Source organism: Candidatus Binataceae bacterium (genome assembly GCA_035308025.1).
Taxonomy (GTDB): Bacteria; Desulfobacterota; Binatia; order Binatales; family Binataceae; genus JAJPHI01.
Map to the genome: position 1 here is coordinate 46,923 of DATGHL010000052.1, position 15,084 is coordinate 62,006.

Annotated in this window: 12 protein-coding genes; 7 read left to right on the forward strand and 5 right to left on the reverse strand. The window is 63.9% G+C overall.

Features of this window, described 5'->3' with window-relative positions; genetic code table 11:
- The first annotated feature begins 3 nt into the window (after positions 1-3).
- From VKS22_15925 to VKS22_15935, 3 genes are all read left to right on the forward strand, one after another.
- Positions 4-2,295, forward strand: a complete 2,292-nt coding sequence (locus VKS22_15925; GenBank protein ID HLW72100.1) for a xanthine dehydrogenase family protein molybdopterin-binding subunit — start codon at positions 4-6, stop codon at positions 2,293-2,295.
- Between the two features lie 20 nt (positions 2,296-2,315).
- Entirely contained in the window at positions 2,316-2,627 is a 312-nt protein-coding gene (locus VKS22_15930; protein ID HLW72101.1) for a MoaD/ThiS family protein, read from the forward strand.
- A 94-nt stretch (positions 2,628-2,721) separates the two neighbouring features.
- Positions 2,722-5,172 (forward strand): xanthine dehydrogenase family protein molybdopterin-binding subunit, encoded by a 2,451-nt coding sequence (locus VKS22_15935; GenBank protein HLW72102.1) that lies wholly within the window; start codon positions 2,722-2,724, stop codon positions 5,170-5,172.
- Positions 5,173-5,393: 221 nt separating this feature from the next.
- On the opposite strand, the gene VKS22_15940 is transcribed toward VKS22_15935, so the two are convergent.
- On the reverse strand, positions 5,394-5,696 hold the full coding sequence (locus VKS22_15940; GenBank protein ID HLW72103.1) for an RNA-binding protein: 303 nt from the start codon (positions 5,694-5,696) through the stop codon (positions 5,394-5,396).
- 414 nt (positions 5,697-6,110) lie between these two features.
- Here VKS22_15940 and VKS22_15945 point away from each other — a divergent pair, with 414 nt between their 5' ends.
- Together VKS22_15945 and mtnA are read left to right on the forward strand one after the other, a co-directional pair.
- Entirely contained in the window at positions 6,111-6,506 is a 396-nt protein-coding gene (locus VKS22_15945; protein ID HLW72104.1) for a hypothetical protein, read from the forward strand.
- 177 nt (positions 6,507-6,683) lie between these two features.
- The gene (gene mtnA, locus VKS22_15950) at positions 6,684-7,712 is read left to right on the forward strand and encodes an S-methyl-5-thioribose-1-phosphate isomerase (GenBank protein ID HLW72105.1); all 1,029 of its coding nucleotides are present in this window, start codon (positions 6,684-6,686) and stop codon (positions 7,710-7,712) included.
- 147 nt (positions 7,713-7,859) lie between these two features.
- On the opposite strand, the gene VKS22_15955 is transcribed toward mtnA, so the two are convergent.
- Together VKS22_15955 and VKS22_15960 are read right to left on the reverse strand one after the other, a co-directional pair.
- Positions 7,860-8,873: a phosphotransferase family protein gene (locus VKS22_15955; protein HLW72106.1), complete on the reverse strand. Its 1,014-nt coding sequence runs from the start codon at positions 8,871-8,873 to the stop codon at positions 7,860-7,862.
- An 18-nt stretch (positions 8,874-8,891) separates the two neighbouring features.
- A complete protein-coding gene (locus VKS22_15960; protein ID HLW72107.1) occupies positions 8,892-9,542 on the reverse strand; it encodes a glutathione S-transferase family protein in 651 nt (216 codons plus the stop codon).
- A 446-nt stretch (positions 9,543-9,988) separates the two neighbouring features.
- Between VKS22_15960 and VKS22_15965 the strand changes: the two genes are divergently transcribed.
- Both VKS22_15965 and VKS22_15970 read left to right on the forward strand, forming a co-directional pair.
- The gene (locus VKS22_15965; protein ID HLW72108.1) at positions 9,989-10,984 is read left to right on the forward strand and encodes a tetratricopeptide repeat protein; all 996 of its coding nucleotides are present in this window, start codon (positions 9,989-9,991) and stop codon (positions 10,982-10,984) included.
- Positions 10,985-11,003: 19 nt separating this feature from the next.
- On the forward strand, positions 11,004-12,695 hold the full coding sequence (locus VKS22_15970) for a hypothetical protein (protein HLW72109.1): 1,692 nt from the start codon (positions 11,004-11,006) through the stop codon (positions 12,693-12,695).
- Positions 12,696-12,705: 10 nt separating this feature from the next.
- Here VKS22_15970 and cobS read toward each other — a convergent pair whose 3' ends face one another.
- Complete coding sequence (cobS, locus tag VKS22_15975) at positions 12,706-13,491, reverse strand: adenosylcobinamide-GDP ribazoletransferase (protein ID HLW72110.1); 786 nt, start codon at positions 13,489-13,491, stop codon at positions 12,706-12,708.
- Complete coding sequence (cobT, locus tag VKS22_15980; protein ID HLW72111.1) at positions 13,488-14,549, reverse strand: nicotinate-nucleotide--dimethylbenzimidazole phosphoribosyltransferase; 1,062 nt, start codon at positions 14,547-14,549, stop codon at positions 13,488-13,490. Before cobT ends, cobS begins: the two co-directional genes overlap by 4 nt.
- Positions 14,550-15,084 lie beyond the last annotated feature (535 nt).

Here is a 15,084-nt window from a genome sequence, read left to right on the forward strand (position 1 = left end):
GAGATGGCAGCTTCAAACGGCAAGAACTTCAAGGTAATCGGCACGCGACCCATCCGGCACGACGGCGTCGATAAGGTGACCGGCCGCGCTAAATACGGCGCCGACTACGCCTTCCCGGACATGCTGTTCGGCAAGATGCTGCGCAGCCCGTACGCTCATGCGCGGATCAAATCGATCAATACCGACAAGGCCAAGGCGTTGCCCGGCGTGATGGCGGTGATGACGGCGGCGGACCTGCCGGACCTGCCGGATCGGGTGGAATCCGCCGGCGAAGCTCCGATCAATGTGGCCCATCTGACGCAGAACCTGATGGCGCGTGACAAGGTGCTGTACAACGGCCACGCGCTGGCCGCAGTTTGCGCGACCAGCCCGCATATCGCCGAGGAGGCGGTGGCGCTGATCGAGGTCGACTACGAAATCCTGCCGCCGGTCATGACGGTCGAGGAGGCGATGAAGCCCGGGGCCACGATCCTGCTGCCCAATCTGCGCAATAAAGAGGAGGGCGACAAGCAGACCAATGTCGCCAGCCATCTGCAGTTCAAGCGCGGCGACGTCGCGGAAGGCTTCAAGTCCGCGGACTACGTGGTTGAGCGCGAATTCAAAACCGCGATGGTCCATCAGGGCTATATCGAGCCGCACAATGCCGTCGCGATGTACAACTCTGACGGCAAGGGGACGATCTGGTGTTCGACGCAGGGCACCTTTGCGGTGCGCGGACTCTCGGCCGCGGTCGCGGGAATTCCCGAGCAGGACATCAAGGTGGTGCCCGCCGAAATTGGCGGCGGCTTCGGCGGCAAGCTCACGATCTATCTGGAGCCGATCGCGCTGGTCTTCTCGAAGATGACCGGCAAGCCGGTCAAGATGGTCATGTCGCGCGCTGACGTGCTGCGCGCAACCGGCCCGACCTCGGGCTCGACGATCCGCTGCAAGATGGGGTGCACGAAGGACGGCAAGCTGGTCGCCGCGCAAGTCTGGATGGCCTACGAAGCCGGAGCCTATCCGGGCTCACCGGTCGGCGCCGGCGCGATGACGATCATCGCGCCATACGTCATCCCGAACATGATTATCGACGCCTACGACGTCGTCGTGAATCGGCCCAAGACCGCGGCCTACCGCGCGCCCGGCGCGACCAACGCCGCGATGGCCTCCGAGACGATAATCGACGAGCTGGCCGAGATGTGCGGAATCGATCCGGCGGACTTCCGTCTGCAAAATGCCGTGGCCGAAGGCGCGGCGCAGACCGCCGGGCCGCCGTACAAAAAGATCGGCTTCGTTGAGACCCTCGAAGCGCTGAAGAACACTCCGCATTACAAATCGAAGCTGGAAGGGCCCTACCGCGGGCGCGGAGTTGCCTCGGGCTTCTGGTTCAATATCGGTCTGCAATCATCCGCCGTGGTCAATCTCCACGGTGACGGCACGGCGAGCCTGGTGATTGGCTCGATCGATATCGGCGGCACGCGCGCGGCGCAGGCGATGGTCGCGGCGGAAGTTCTCGGGATCGGGGCGCTGGACGTGCGGCCCCAGGTCGCCGACACCGATACGATCGGTTACACCGACGTCACCGGCGGCAGCCGAACCGCGGTGACGACCGGGGTCGCGGTCTTTCAGGCGGCCGAAGACGCCGTGCGCCAGCTCAAGGAGCGCGCGGCCAAACTGTGGGAGAAGAAGCCCGAAGAGATTGCCTACACGGACGGCGTGCTGAGCACCGCCGCCGACCCGTCGAAAAAGCTGACGCTCAAGGAGATCGCCAAGCAGTTCGCGCGTACCGGCGGACCGATCACCGGACGCGCCAACGTCAATGTGCGCGGCGTCGGACCGTCGTTCGCCACCACCTGCGTCGATGTCGAAGTCGATCCCGACACCGGCAAGGTCAAGATTCTGCGCGCGACCTGCGTGCAGGATGTCGGCAAGGCGCTCCATCCGAGCTACGTCGAGGGGCAGATTCAGGGCGGCACGGCGCAAGGTATCGGCTGGGCGCTCAACGAGGAATACGTCTACGACGACAAGGGCATCTTGCGCAATTTCGGGCTCCTCGACTACCGCATGCCGACCTGTCTTGACCTGCCCGAGATCGAAACCGTGCTGGTCGAGGTTCCGGCGCCCGGCCATCCGATCGGCTCGCGCGGGGTGGGCGAGGTTCCGATCGTGCCGCCGGTCGCGGCCGTCGCTAATGCGATCGCACGCGCGACCGGAATCAGAATGGAAGTGGCGCCGATGTCACCACCTCGGCTGCTGAAAGCGCTGCTCAAGAAACGCAACGGCGCCGACAGCCAGGCGGCGGCAGCTGGCCGCTAACGCGAAGCAATGAATCGAAGGTGAGAGGAAAGGGTTCGAGCCTGCGACGGCTCGACCCTTTTTTAGCGATGGCCATCGTCGTAGTTCCAGCCCTGTTGCGCAAACTCACGGATGGCGTCGAGCGCGTGCCGGTCACGGGTCGCAATCTGGGCCAAGTGATCGAAGACCTTGAACGGCAGTTCCCCGGCTTCCGTGAGCAGTTGGTCCAGAACGGCGAGATGAAACCTTCGATCGCGGTGTCGATTGACGGCGAGATGGGTACCGGCGGCCTGCTCGACCGCGTCAAGGATTCGAGCGAAATTTTTTTCATCCCGGCGATTGGCGGCGGCTGACGCTACCGCCCCTCAGATCTTTTGAAATAAACTGGAGCTGTCAGATCCGACGGCCGGTTTGCTCCTGGCCCGTTTTACCTCCGGAGGTGTCATCATGTCCGAACCCAGCTCGCAGACTCGCCTGCTCGGCTCCGCTGAAGCTCCGCCTAGTGTGTCTGAAGGCAGCTCGCAGAGCGGCTTGCTCGCTCCCGCCGCGACGGTCTCCGCTCGTGCAGCAGAGGTCAACGAAGGCCCCTCGGGGTTTCGTGTAATCGGAACTCGGCCGATCCGGCATGACGGCGAAGACAAGGTCAGAGGCCGGGCGAAGTATGGCGCCGACTACGCGCTGGCGGGCATGTTACACGGCAAGGTGCTCCGCAGTCCGCACGCTCACGCGCGAATCAAATCGATCAATACCGAGAAAGCCGCGCAGTATCCCGGCGTCTTCGCAGTGCTCACGGGAGCGAACTTGCCTGAGGTCAAGGGCGCGATGGCGCAGGTCGGCGAGCTGGTCGTCAACACGCACTATCTGTCGCTCAACATAATGGCCCGCGACAAAGTCCTGTACGACGGCCACGCCGTTGCCGCCGTCGCTGCGATCAACCGTCACGTCGCCGAAGAAGCGCTCGCGCTAATCGAGGTCGAGTATGAAGTTCTGACGCCGGTGATGACGGCTGAAGCCGCGATGCGGCCTGACGCGGCGGTGCTGTTGCCGGAGTTGCGCCAGATGCGGATGGCGTCGCGAGTCGATCCGGGCAAGCTCGAAGGCCCGGACGAGCCCGGCAATGTCGCCGGGCATATTCAGTTCCAGCGGGGCGACCTGGCGGCGGGTTTCAAAGCCGCGGATTTCGTCGTCGAGCGCGAGTATCATACCGAGGCCGTCCATCAGGGTTACATCGAGCCGCAGAATGCGCTGGCGGCCTGGGACGCCGACGATCACGTCACGATTTACTGCTCGACCCAGGGCTCGTTCAACGTGCGCACACTCACGGCCGCGGTGCTCACGATGCCGGAAGGGCGGATTCGCGTGGTGCCCGCCGAGATCGGCGGCGGGTTTGGCGGCAAGACCACGGTATATCTGGAACCGTTGGCGGTGTTGCTCGCAAAAAAAGCCGGACGGCCGGTCAAGATGGTCATGACTCGCGCCGAGGTTCTGCGCGCGACCGGCCCGACCTCGGGGACGCGATTCCGCGTCAAAATCGGAGTGAATCGCGACGGCCGGATTACCGCCGCCGAAGTTTGGATGGCATATGAGGCAGGCGCGTTTCCGGGCTCGCCGTTTGCGCCCGCAGCGATGACCACGCTGGCACCCTACAATATAGAAAATCTGCAAATCGACGCCTTTGACGTCGTCGTCAACCGGCCCAAGGTCGCAGCCTATCGTGCGCCGGGCTCGCCCGCCTCGGCGTTCGCCTGCGAAGCCGCGCTCAGCGAACTGGCGGAGTATGCCGGGATCGATCCGATTGAATTCCGTCTGCGCAACGCCGCGCGCGAGGGGCTGCCGATGCCCGCCGGGCCGCCGTTCAAGAAGATTGGCTTCGTTGAGACGCTCGCCGCCATGCGCGACGGCGAGCACTATTCGTCGAAACTTTCCGGCAAGTGTCGCGGGCGCGGCGTCGCCGCGGGTTTCTGGTTCAACGGCGGCCTCCAGTCATCCGCAGACGTTAATATTCATACCGACGGCACGGTCAGCGTCGTGACCGGATCGGTCGATATCGGCGGATCGCGCGCCGCGATGGCAATGATCGCTGCTGAAGTACTGGGCGTGCCCGTCCGCGACGTGCGGCCGATGGTCGCGGATACCGATGCGATCGGCCACAACGACGTGACCGGAGGCAGTCGCATCACCTTGGCCACCGGTCTGGCCGTGTTCAACGCCGCACACGACGCCTTGCGCGAACTCAAACTGCGCGCCGCCCGCCTGTGGGACAAAACTCCCGAAGAGGTCGAGTTCGACGCTGGAGTTTTTCGCGCACGCGGCAACGGCGTACCGCCGCTGGCGTTGAGTCAGGTCGCGGCAAAGCTGATCGCTACCGGCGGTCCGGTAACGGGCCGCGCCAGCCTCAACGCCGGCGCCGTGGGCGCCGTCGGTAATGCGTTTGCGGTGGTTTGTGTGGACGTCGAAGTTGATCCCGATACCGGCAAGGTGCGGATTCTGCGCGCGACGATCGCGCAGGACGTCGGCCGCGCGATCCATCCGAGCTACGTCGAAGGACAGATGCAAGGCGCACTCGCTCAGGGTGTCGGCTGGGCGCTCAACGAGGAGTACTACTACGACGATCGCGGCGTGCTCCGAAACTCCGGACTGTTGGACTATCGCATGCCCACCTGTCTCGATCTGCCGATGCTCGAGACGCTGATCGTGGAAGTGCCCAACCCGGGTCATCCGCTGGGTGTCCGCGGCGTTGGCGAGGTCGGGATCGTACCGCCGATGGCGGCGGTCGCCGAGGCGATCTATCAGGCCGTCGGCGTGCGCATGACCGAGTTGCCGATGACGCCGGCCAAGGTCCTGAAGGCGATCTTGGAGAAGCGGGCGGGAGAGGGCGAAAGCGCGGCCGCGAGTTGAGAAGCCCTGAAAATCAGCGGCAAAAGCGGCAAGTTGACCCGTAGTCCAGCCGGGGCGTAGAACAAGGCTTCGTCAGATTGGCCATAATTAGTGATTGCAAGTTGTTAAAGACCGCGTACAATAAGAGTTGCTAGCCGGGGTTTGCCCCCCCTTTTCCCGGTTGGCGCGGGGGCCGAGCGAAGGAATTCGCTCGGTCCTTTTTGCTTTGGGAGAATTTGAGCCTAGCGGTCGCGGTCGCCGCCAAAGGAGCGTCCGCTCCCACCGCCCCCACTGCCGCTGCGCGCCTGCGCCTCGTTGACGCGGATGGCGCGCCCCTTGACGTCGCGGCCATTGAGTTTCTTGATGGCCTCTTCGGCAGCGGCATCGGTGGTCATCTCGACGAAGCCAAAACCGCGTGAGCGATTCGTGGTGCGGTCGATAATTACCTGAGAATTCTCCACGCCACCGACCTCCGAAAAGGTATCGTGCAAATCCTGATCAGTGACGGTCCAGGCTAAATTCCCTACGTACAGTCTGCGGCCCATCAGGCTCTCCTCCAGAACGGTGCGCCGGCTTCATTCATCCGGAACCGGATTTCCTTATAGCACCAGGTGACCACACTAACATAGCGTCGAACTCCTTGGCCTCAAGTAGCAGTCCAAAAGTATCACTGCGGCGCCTGCCGATCGCCTGCGGCCCGGGACCTCAGCGAGAGTTTGTTGTCGTCTATAGCGAAAATCCTGGAGAATTCCTGCCCGTATATAGCCACAAGCAAAGTAAATTCCGCACCAGGTGAATGCTCCCTGGCGAATGGAACCAAACCCTCGGCAAGTTCTGACGATCGGAGTTTTAGGCTCATAGGTTCGTAGCACTGTCGCTCAGTGTCTATCTTGTGCATCAGTCCTTTGTTGTGTAGTTTCAAAATATAATTCAAAAGTTGGTCCGCGGGAGAATAGTGAATGCCGCGTAGAAAACGCACTCAGGCCGGTGGTGCACTGCAACAAGTTCAGGAACAGGCGCGCGCCTTGTTGCTCAGTCTGCGCACGGAGATCCGCAGCAAAGAGGCGGAGATAGCAACCCTGCGCGCGGACGCAGCAGCGCTTGATCGGCTGGGTGGCGGCGCGGGCGCATCTCCAGTCGCGGCGGCAAAGCCAGCGCCCGGCAAGCGGCGTTCGCGTCGGGTAAACTGGGGCGGCATCCTGCAGGAATTGCCCAAACAGTTCAAAGCCTCCGACGTTCGCGTGATGCGCTCGGTTGCGCATAAGCGGCCGTCAGAGATTTTCGCCGCGATCACCCGCTGGATCGAAGCCGGTGCGGTAAAACGCAAGGCTCGCGGATTATACGAACGCATCTGAGCGATTGAAATTCGCTCTTCCGTTCACAACGCGAGCAGCTCCGGCCGCTCACCCGATGATGTATCAAGTTCCGGAGTGGCAAACCGTTCCGCGTATTATCTTCGTTCGCCGCGGCGCCTGAGGCCGGAGAGCGTATGCGGCCGCGCGTATAAACCGCACTTGTTGTAGAGCCATGGGATGCCGGTAAAGACTATTGAATGGCGGGCGGACAGCGTCCGCATGATCGATCAGCGTCTGCTGCCGGTGCGCGAGGTGATTCGAACCTATCGGGACTATCGCGGCGTCGCTGAGGCGATTCGCACGATGGTCATTCGCGGCGCGCCGGCGATCGGTGTGGCTACTGCGATGGGCATTGCACTGGGTATCCGCGGGACCGCGGGTGAGGCGGCGCGCAAGCGTTTCGCTGTAGTCGCAAAGACGCTGAGACTGACGCGGCCGACTGCGGTTAACCTGGCGTGGGCGATCGCGCGGATGGGGCAAGTTCTGGAAAGCAACCTCGCGCTGAACGCCGACCAATTATTTCGGCGGATGCGCGCGGAAGCGCTTGCTACCTGCCGTGAAGATATCGCACTGAATCGCGAACTGGGAATGCATGGGGCAGCGCTGATCGATTCGCCGGCGACGGTGCTGACACACTGCAACGCGGGCGCTCTGGCTACTGCCGGCTATGGCACCGCGTTGGGTATCGTGCGGGCGGCGCGCGCACAGGGCAAGCATGTCAGCGTGTTCGCCGACGAGACCCGGCCCTTTTTGCAGGGTTCGCGCTTGACGGCCTGGGAGTTGCGCAAGGATCACATACCGGTCACCGTGATCGCCGATAACATGGCCGGGTCGGTCCTGCGCGATGGCAAGATCGCCTGCGTGATCGTCGGCACCGATCGCACCGCCGCCAATGGCGACGTGGCGAACAAGATTGGCACCTATCCGCTGGCGGTGCTGGCCAATCGCCATCGCGTGCCGTTCTATGTAGCTGCGCCGCTGTCGTCGATCGATCTCGATTGCCCCGATGGCGCCGCGATTCCGATCGAAGAGCGGGCGCCCGAGGAGTTGACTGAGTTTCGCGGCAAGGCGATCACGCCTAAAGGCGTCGGGGTCTTCAACCCGGCGTTTGACGTTACGCCGGCGGAATTAGTAACCGCGATCATCACCGAACGTGGTATCGCGCGTCCGCCATATCGAGAGGCGCTGGCCCGGCTCAAGCGCTGAGGAACGCCCAGCAACAAGAGGAATCCCAGCATACGGCGAGAATGCGAGAAAAGATTCGGGATTCTTCGCCTCGCGGAGTCGGCTCAGAATGACGCCACGATTTGCTCGGTTGATACAGACATTTGCGAAACGCGACATTAGTCGTCGTTAACCGAGCAACTCGAGGCCGCGTTCAAAAAAACGCGGGCCGGTGAGGGCGATATCCTCCCAGGTCGGATCGTGACGTTTGCCGCGCCGATGCAGCATCACGTTGAAGGCGGTAATCACGCCGAAACGGTAGCAGGCGAAGGCGCGAAACCATCGCACTTCGGCGGCGGTTATCGGCATCGCGACTGCGGCGCGATAGACTTCCGCGAGTTCGTCCGGCGGCAGGATGTGCCGGGGTACGAGATCCTGTTTGACCCAGGTTTCGCGATCGGAAAACAGGCAGAGCCAGCCGAGGTCTATGAGCACGGCGCCAATCTGCGCCAGTTCCCAATCGATCACGGCGCGCAGCCGGCCATTCTCGTACAGGCAATTCGACCAGTTCAGATCGCCATGGACGCAGCCGACGAGCGGATTGTCCGGCAGCGTTGACTTCAGCCGCGCGCGCAGCCGCGGCGCCGCGGCGATGATCGACGGTTCGAGCGTCGGACGATCGAGCAAGGCGTCGAGCCGGGTCATCTCGTCGGCCAAGGTGCAGGGCTCCCCCCATGCCGTGCGCCGCGGCTCCCAAGGCACGTCATGCAGCGCGGCCATCATCTGGATCGTGAGACGGGCGAGGTCGCGCTGCTGCGCGGGCGGAAACTCGTGCTCGCCGAGCGCGAGTTTGTCGCCGGTGACGAAGGCCGCGACGAAATAGGGCCGGTCGAACCAATCCGGCTCGTCGCCGAACCACTTGATCGGCGGCACAGGAACGCTGGTCTCGGCGAGCGACGCCATGATGCGCGCCTGCCGCGCGATGTCGGCGGTGCCGACGGCGCGCACGCCAGCTGGCGCCAGTCGCAGCACGAGTTTTTCGCGCACCCGGCCGGCGTCCGCGGCGTACTCCAGCTCAAAGCTGTAGCTCTGCCCGGCGTGACCCGGCAGCGGACTGATCGCGTTCACCTCGGCGGCGGGGTCGGCGCTTTTGGCGCGAACAAAGTCCCGCAGCAGCCGCTCGATCTCGGTCTCTGCCGCCATCGAAGTTCGCGCTCCGGTCTAGCCCTTCATCTTGAGCTGCGCAGAGGCCGGATGCAGGCTCGCCTTGGCGCTGGGACGCGCGTCGACGCGCTTGAACCAGGCGTTGACGTTGGGCAGGGACGGATCCAGCGGTTGACCGACCCCGGCGGCGAAGTCGAGGGCGCAGTACAGAATGACGTCGGCGATAGTGAAACGGTTCGGCACGATGAAGTCGCGGCCGGCGATAAGTCCGTCGAGCCATTTAAGGCGGGCCTGGGTGATGCGCTTGAGGCCCGGGGCGGCGTCGGGCTCGCAGGGGACGCGATTCTTGAAGAGTTCGAGGCCTTCGGCGAAGCGAAAGCCATTGTAGAGGTTTTCGGTGATATTCTGTTCAACCCGCCGCTGCCATTGGCGGGTCTCGGCGCGATCCTCAGCGGTGGCGCCGATCAGCGGAGGCGTCGGGTGCTTTTCCTCGAGATATTCCCAGATGGCGACGGTCTCGCCGATGCACTTGCCGTTATCAAGTTCGAGGGCGGGTAACTGGCCGCCGGGGTTACGATCGGTATATGGCGGTTGACGGTTTTGCGCCTTCATTAGGTCCACGTCCTTCATCGGGAAGGTGAGCCCCTTTTCGATCAGCACCATACGGTTGGCGCGGGGATTGGGTCCGAAAGAGTCATACATTTGCATTGGCGAATCGCTCCATAGTGTTTGTTGATTGCCGAGCGCGCACCGCTTGCGCGAAATGCGTTTCGGCGGACGTGCGATCCTAGCGCATCGAGTGGCTGAGAGGGAACCGCGTCAATGCCGGCGCGGGCCGGAGAGTGGCTGGCGGACCCGCGGGATTTTGCATATCGTGAACGCCGCGAATCCGCCGAGCCATTGGTGCGCGGGCTTTCGGCAATGATCCGGTTATGCGCTTTTGTCCTCAATGCGGTTGCACCCTGATACCGAACGCGCGGTTCTGTGCCGAGTGTGGAACGCCGCTGCGCGCGGAAACGACTCCGCGAGCTCGTGGCGATAAAGCGGGCGGCGCGGCTGTCGGAAGTGACGCGGGCGCGTCTCCTACGCTGGCGCCCTTTGTCGCGATCTTCAGCGCCTTGATCGTATTTGGCAGCCTCGTGAGCTGGTTGATTTTGCGGCAGCTGCCGGCGCGCGATGCCCTGCTCGCAGCCGCGCCGCCGCAGGTCTCGGTCGCCGCTGCCGAGGGCGATCAGTTACCGGCTAACCATCCGAAAGTCGCGCTGCCCCGGGACGCCCTGTCCTTTATCGCCGAAGTGGAGAGCAAGGCCCGCCGACAGCCGCGGGATCTCGCTGCTTGGGATCAGTTGGGCGACGTGACTCTGCGCGCCGCGGCCTTCGACCCGGCTTATTATGCGAAAGCGGCGGATGCCTACGCCCATGTGCTCAAGATCGATCCTGAAAATTCGGACGCCTTGCGCGGGATCGGCAATGTCGATTTTGATCAGGGCAAGCCTGACGCTGCGATCGCCGCGTATGAGCATTACCTGACGCGCAAGCCCGATGATCCGGAGGTACGTACGGACATGGCCACGATGCTGCTTTCCAGCGGCGCCGCCGACGCCGCGATCGCGCAGTACAAGCGCGTGCTGGAAGCTCATCCGAATTTCTTCGAGGCCAACTTCAATCTTGGAGTGGCTTACGGCAACAGCAACAATCCGGCGGCGCGCGCGGCGCTGGAAAAGGCCCTCAAGCTCGCGCCCGACGACCAGGCGCGCAATCGGGTGAACCAGATGATCGCGTCGCTCGGCTCAGCCTCGGCAGCGGGCGGACCCGAACTGGCAGATAATGCGGCGGCGTCAGTGTCGGCGGCGCCTGATACGCAGCCGAGTCCCACCAATTTTCGCGAAGCGATCGAACAGACCATGCGTGACTTGCCGGTCGCGGGCGACAAAGTCCAGTCGGTGAATTGGAACTCGACGAGCGAGGCTCGCGTGCTGATGAACAATTTTCCGATGGAGCAGATGCCGCCATTCGCCGCGGAGAAATTTATCGCTGATCTCAAGGCCGGCGTAGACCGCGCCAAGGCCACTTACCACGTCACCGTGCCGGTGCGGATCGATATCTGCGACGCGGCTGACGGCCGCGTGATGCAGTCAATTACCGAGTAAACTCACTCTGCCGGTCGAGATGGAGAAATCCTTTCAAGTTCCGACGCGCGAGGAATGGCAACTCGGCGGCGACACCGACACCGAGCTGACGCTGCCTGAAGTTCCGCGCCCGGCGCGGCCGCCCGCCGAGTCCGGCTATGAGCGGCTCGAGCGTCCCTTGCAGGTCGTTACCGTCGAGCATCTCGCGTGGATCGCGATCGGTGGTTGGACGCTGCTCACGCGGTTGAGCGCGCTCGGTGATCGCCCGCTGACGCCGGCCGAGGCGCGCCACGCGCTGGTCGCCTTCGATCTGATAAACCGCACGAGCGAGGCCAGCGCCGCCGGCTTTCATTCGTCGTGGTCGGGCTGGCTCGATCTGCTTACGGCTGGAATCTTTGCGCTGTGCGGCGCGAGCGATATCGCAGCGCGCGCGATCTTTGTTGTGTGCGGCATTGTGCTGGTCGCGCTCGCGTTCATCCTCCGCCCTTACCTCGGGCGCGCTGGTGCGATCGGCGCGGCCGCGATGCTCGCACTCTCGCCCTCGATCACCTGGTTCTCGCGCAGCGCGACGAGCGGGCTCGCGGCCGTCACGCTAGCCGTGTCGGCCGTTGCGCTGTTCATGACGATGAAAGCGCGGCCGTCTGCGCGATGCGCGGGGGCCCTGGGAGTCGCCGGCGGGCTGATGGTCAGCGCCAGCCCGATCGGGCTCATCATTGCGACGATCTTCGTTACGGCGATGGTGATTATCGGGCTCTTTGCGATCTTGATGACGAAAAATCGGTGGCTGCAAGTCCGCGTCTGGTTCACGCGCTACGGCAGTATGTCAGCAACCGCGATCCTGACTGCGATCGCAGTTTGCATCTTCTCTAGTCTCGTCGCCGGGTCCTCAATCGCTGGAATCGACCGGGTAATGGCCGCATTCATGCCGCTGCGCGCCAGCAACTTTCGTACGGCGCTGAACACGATCATTCTGCCTCTGAGTTTTTACGAGTTTATGATTCTGCTCGGCGCCGGCGCTGGTTTCGTCACAGTGTTGACGGCGCGCGCGCGTTCCGGCTTCGCCTTCTTCATGACGCTATGGGTCATCCTGAGTGCGAGCTTCTACTTGATGACGCCCGCGCATACGCCTGAGCAGATATTGATGGTCGTGGTTCCCGCCGCGCTGCTGGCCGGCGTTGCGATCGAGTATTTGAATCGGACGCGGCTATGGCCGCCGGCGCGCTGGGTGATCGGCGCGCTCGGGCTGCTCACAATTTACCTACAGCTACTGACGAACTTCGTATATTGCGCGCCGGATCCGAATGACGCGCCATGGGCGCGCCACGCCAATCTCTATTGGGGCGAAGGCGCGACGACGCCGCAAACCGCGACGCAGTGCGCTGCGGTACTCAAGCAGATAGCGCCAGCCAGCCCCACGGTCTATCACGCTGGGGAGTGGCCGCCCGCGCTCCGCTGGTATCTGCGCGAGGCGCGCCCGGTCGAACTCACTGCCGCTGCGATCGTGGTGGCGACCGATCCCGGCGGGCGCGCCAATGCGGGCGGCGGTAGGCAATTCGACTATGAGGAGACGTGGATTCCGAGTCCGGCTGGTTTGGATACCACGCGCGCGGTGCGCTACTTTTTTTCGCAGCGGACGTGGGGGGAAGTGACTACTCGCATCGCCTCGATTCAGGCAAATCCACGGATTGGAGCGGCTGCGCCGAGCGTGACTGCGCCGCCCTCGCGACCCTGAGCTGCGGGCCTCAGGTGCATAGCGCGATTATCACGGCAGTTTCGACAATCTCGCCCGCCGCTCCGATCAGATCGCCGGTCACTCCACCCAGCCATCGCCGATAAGCGGCGCGCAGGAGTAACGCGAAGGCGACTGCGGTCAGCGCACCGCGGATCGCAAGCGTCTTCGACGCGGCGAGCGTGCCGGCGGCGGCGATCGCCGAGGCAATCAACAAAGTCCCCTGATCATTCTGCCGCAGCAGCTCCGCACCGGCGCCCTCGCAGCGGAGATATGCCATCCGCTCGGCGACCATCACCATCGCCCAGCGGGCAAGACCCGGCGCCAGGTAAAGCGCGAGGGATCGGCGCTCTGGGACGGCGTTGGCCAGTGCAGAGACTTTAAGCAGTAAGAGAAAAAAGAGCGCGACTGCGCCGAACGTGCCGATGCGGCTGTCGCGCATGATCTCGAGCGCCCGCGCGCGATCGCGTCCGGCGCCCAGCGCATCTGCCGTATCGGCCAAGCCGTCCAAATGCACCGCACCTGTCACGACCGCCAGCGTCATGACGGCCAGGATCGCGCGGGCTGACGGTCCCATGAAGCGGCTTGCGGCCGAGTCCTCAAGACAGAGAAGCGCGCCGATTGCGAAGCCAATCAGTGGAAACCAGCGGAAAGACGCCGCCACCGCTTCGGGCGGGCGCGGCCGATTATTCAGGGTCGGAATGATCGTGAGAAAACTGGCGGCGAGTCCGAGTTGCGTCAGAATCCCGCCGCGCGTCGCCGGCGTTGATAACGCGGACGACCCGTCGGCCTCGCTCATTCGAGTTTGCCGGAGACGCCGGCGCTCGCGAAAGTCGCCATTTGATGAAAGAGCGCCAGCGCGCTCTCGACGAGGTTCATGGCCAACGCCGCACCGGTGCCCTCGCCAAGTCTCATCCCGAGATCGAGCATCGGCGCGGCGGCCAGCGATCGGAGCGCGAGCGCGTGACCGCCTTCGGCCGAGCGATGGCTGAAGAACATGTAGTCGCGCGCCTGCGGCGCGATTTTTATCGCGACGGCGGCGGCCGCGGTCGCGATAAAACCGTCGACCACTATAGGCGCGCGCGCCGCGGCGGCGCCGAGGCATGCACCCGCCATCGCCGCGAGCTCGAAGCCGCCAACCGCGGCTAGGAGATCGATGCCGTTGCCGGCCGCTGCGCGATGACGTGCGATCGCAGCTTCGACCGCGGCGACCTTGCGCTGCAGACCGGTGTCATCGACGCCAGTGCCGCGGCCGACCAGTTGCGCCGGCGCGAGTCCGGTCGTCAAGGCGAGGAGCGCCGCCGCGGATGTGCTGTTGGCAATGCCCATCTCGCCGATTCCGATTAGGGTTGCGCGGGCCGCGGCAGTGCTGCGGGCGCTCTCGATACCGACTTCAAGCGCGCGACGCGCCTGCGCCTGAGTCATCGCCGGACCCGATAGAAAATTTTTCGTGCCGGTACCGACGCGCGCATAGGTTACTCCTGCAAACGGCGTCAAACTGGTATCGGTCGCGACGCCGACGTCGGTCACCCGCAGGTCGTAGCCGAAGCGCCGTGCGAGCACGCTGATCGCCGCGCCGCCCGCGCCGATATTGCGCAGCATCTCGACGGTCACGGCCTGCGGATAAGCGCTGACGCCGGCCTCGGCGACACCATGGTCGGCAACGAACACGAGAATCGCGCCACGACCCATCCGCGCGGAGCCGTCGCCGCGGCAGGCCGCGTAACGCGCGACGATCTCCTCGAGCCGCCCCAGGCTGCCGGGCGGCTTGGTGAGTGAATCGAGCCGCGCGCGGGCGGCGCGCTCGGCGGCTTCGTCCGGCGGTTGAATTGCCGCGATAGTTTCGCCTAGGGACATGGCATCGTGCTGGAACATTGTAATCGTGGCCGGAAATTGACAGGCCGGACGCAAACGCGCAAGCAGTCTACCGCCTTTATACCGCGGACGGCTTTGCCGTGCGGACCAAGATGCGCAAGAAGATCGCGCGCCGCGCACGCGAGCCGGCGCAGGATCTCCTCGAGCAGCGGCTCCTCGCCCGCCCTCCTCATTGAGCTTGGATGGTCATCCTTCGATTCAAACTGAGCGGCCTTATCGGAGACTGGTTGTCGCGCGTCCCGGTCGCTGCCAGGAAAGCCCGCCTGTTCCGTAGCCGGATTACCTTTAAATCCGGATTCAGACTGCCACCACGACCATTTGGTTTGCCAACACAAAGCTATGGGATGATTCCCCAAAATCTTCGGGGTTATGCTCGCCTCGGCGTTCTCTGCGGGTTGGCGACACTGAGCGTCAAAGCTTTGAGCGCCACGTCATCGGCAGGCGTGGCTTGGCTGGGGCTGGGTAAAAGAGGTGCTACCCGATGAAGGACGCACACCGCCCACGCCATGCCCCGCCA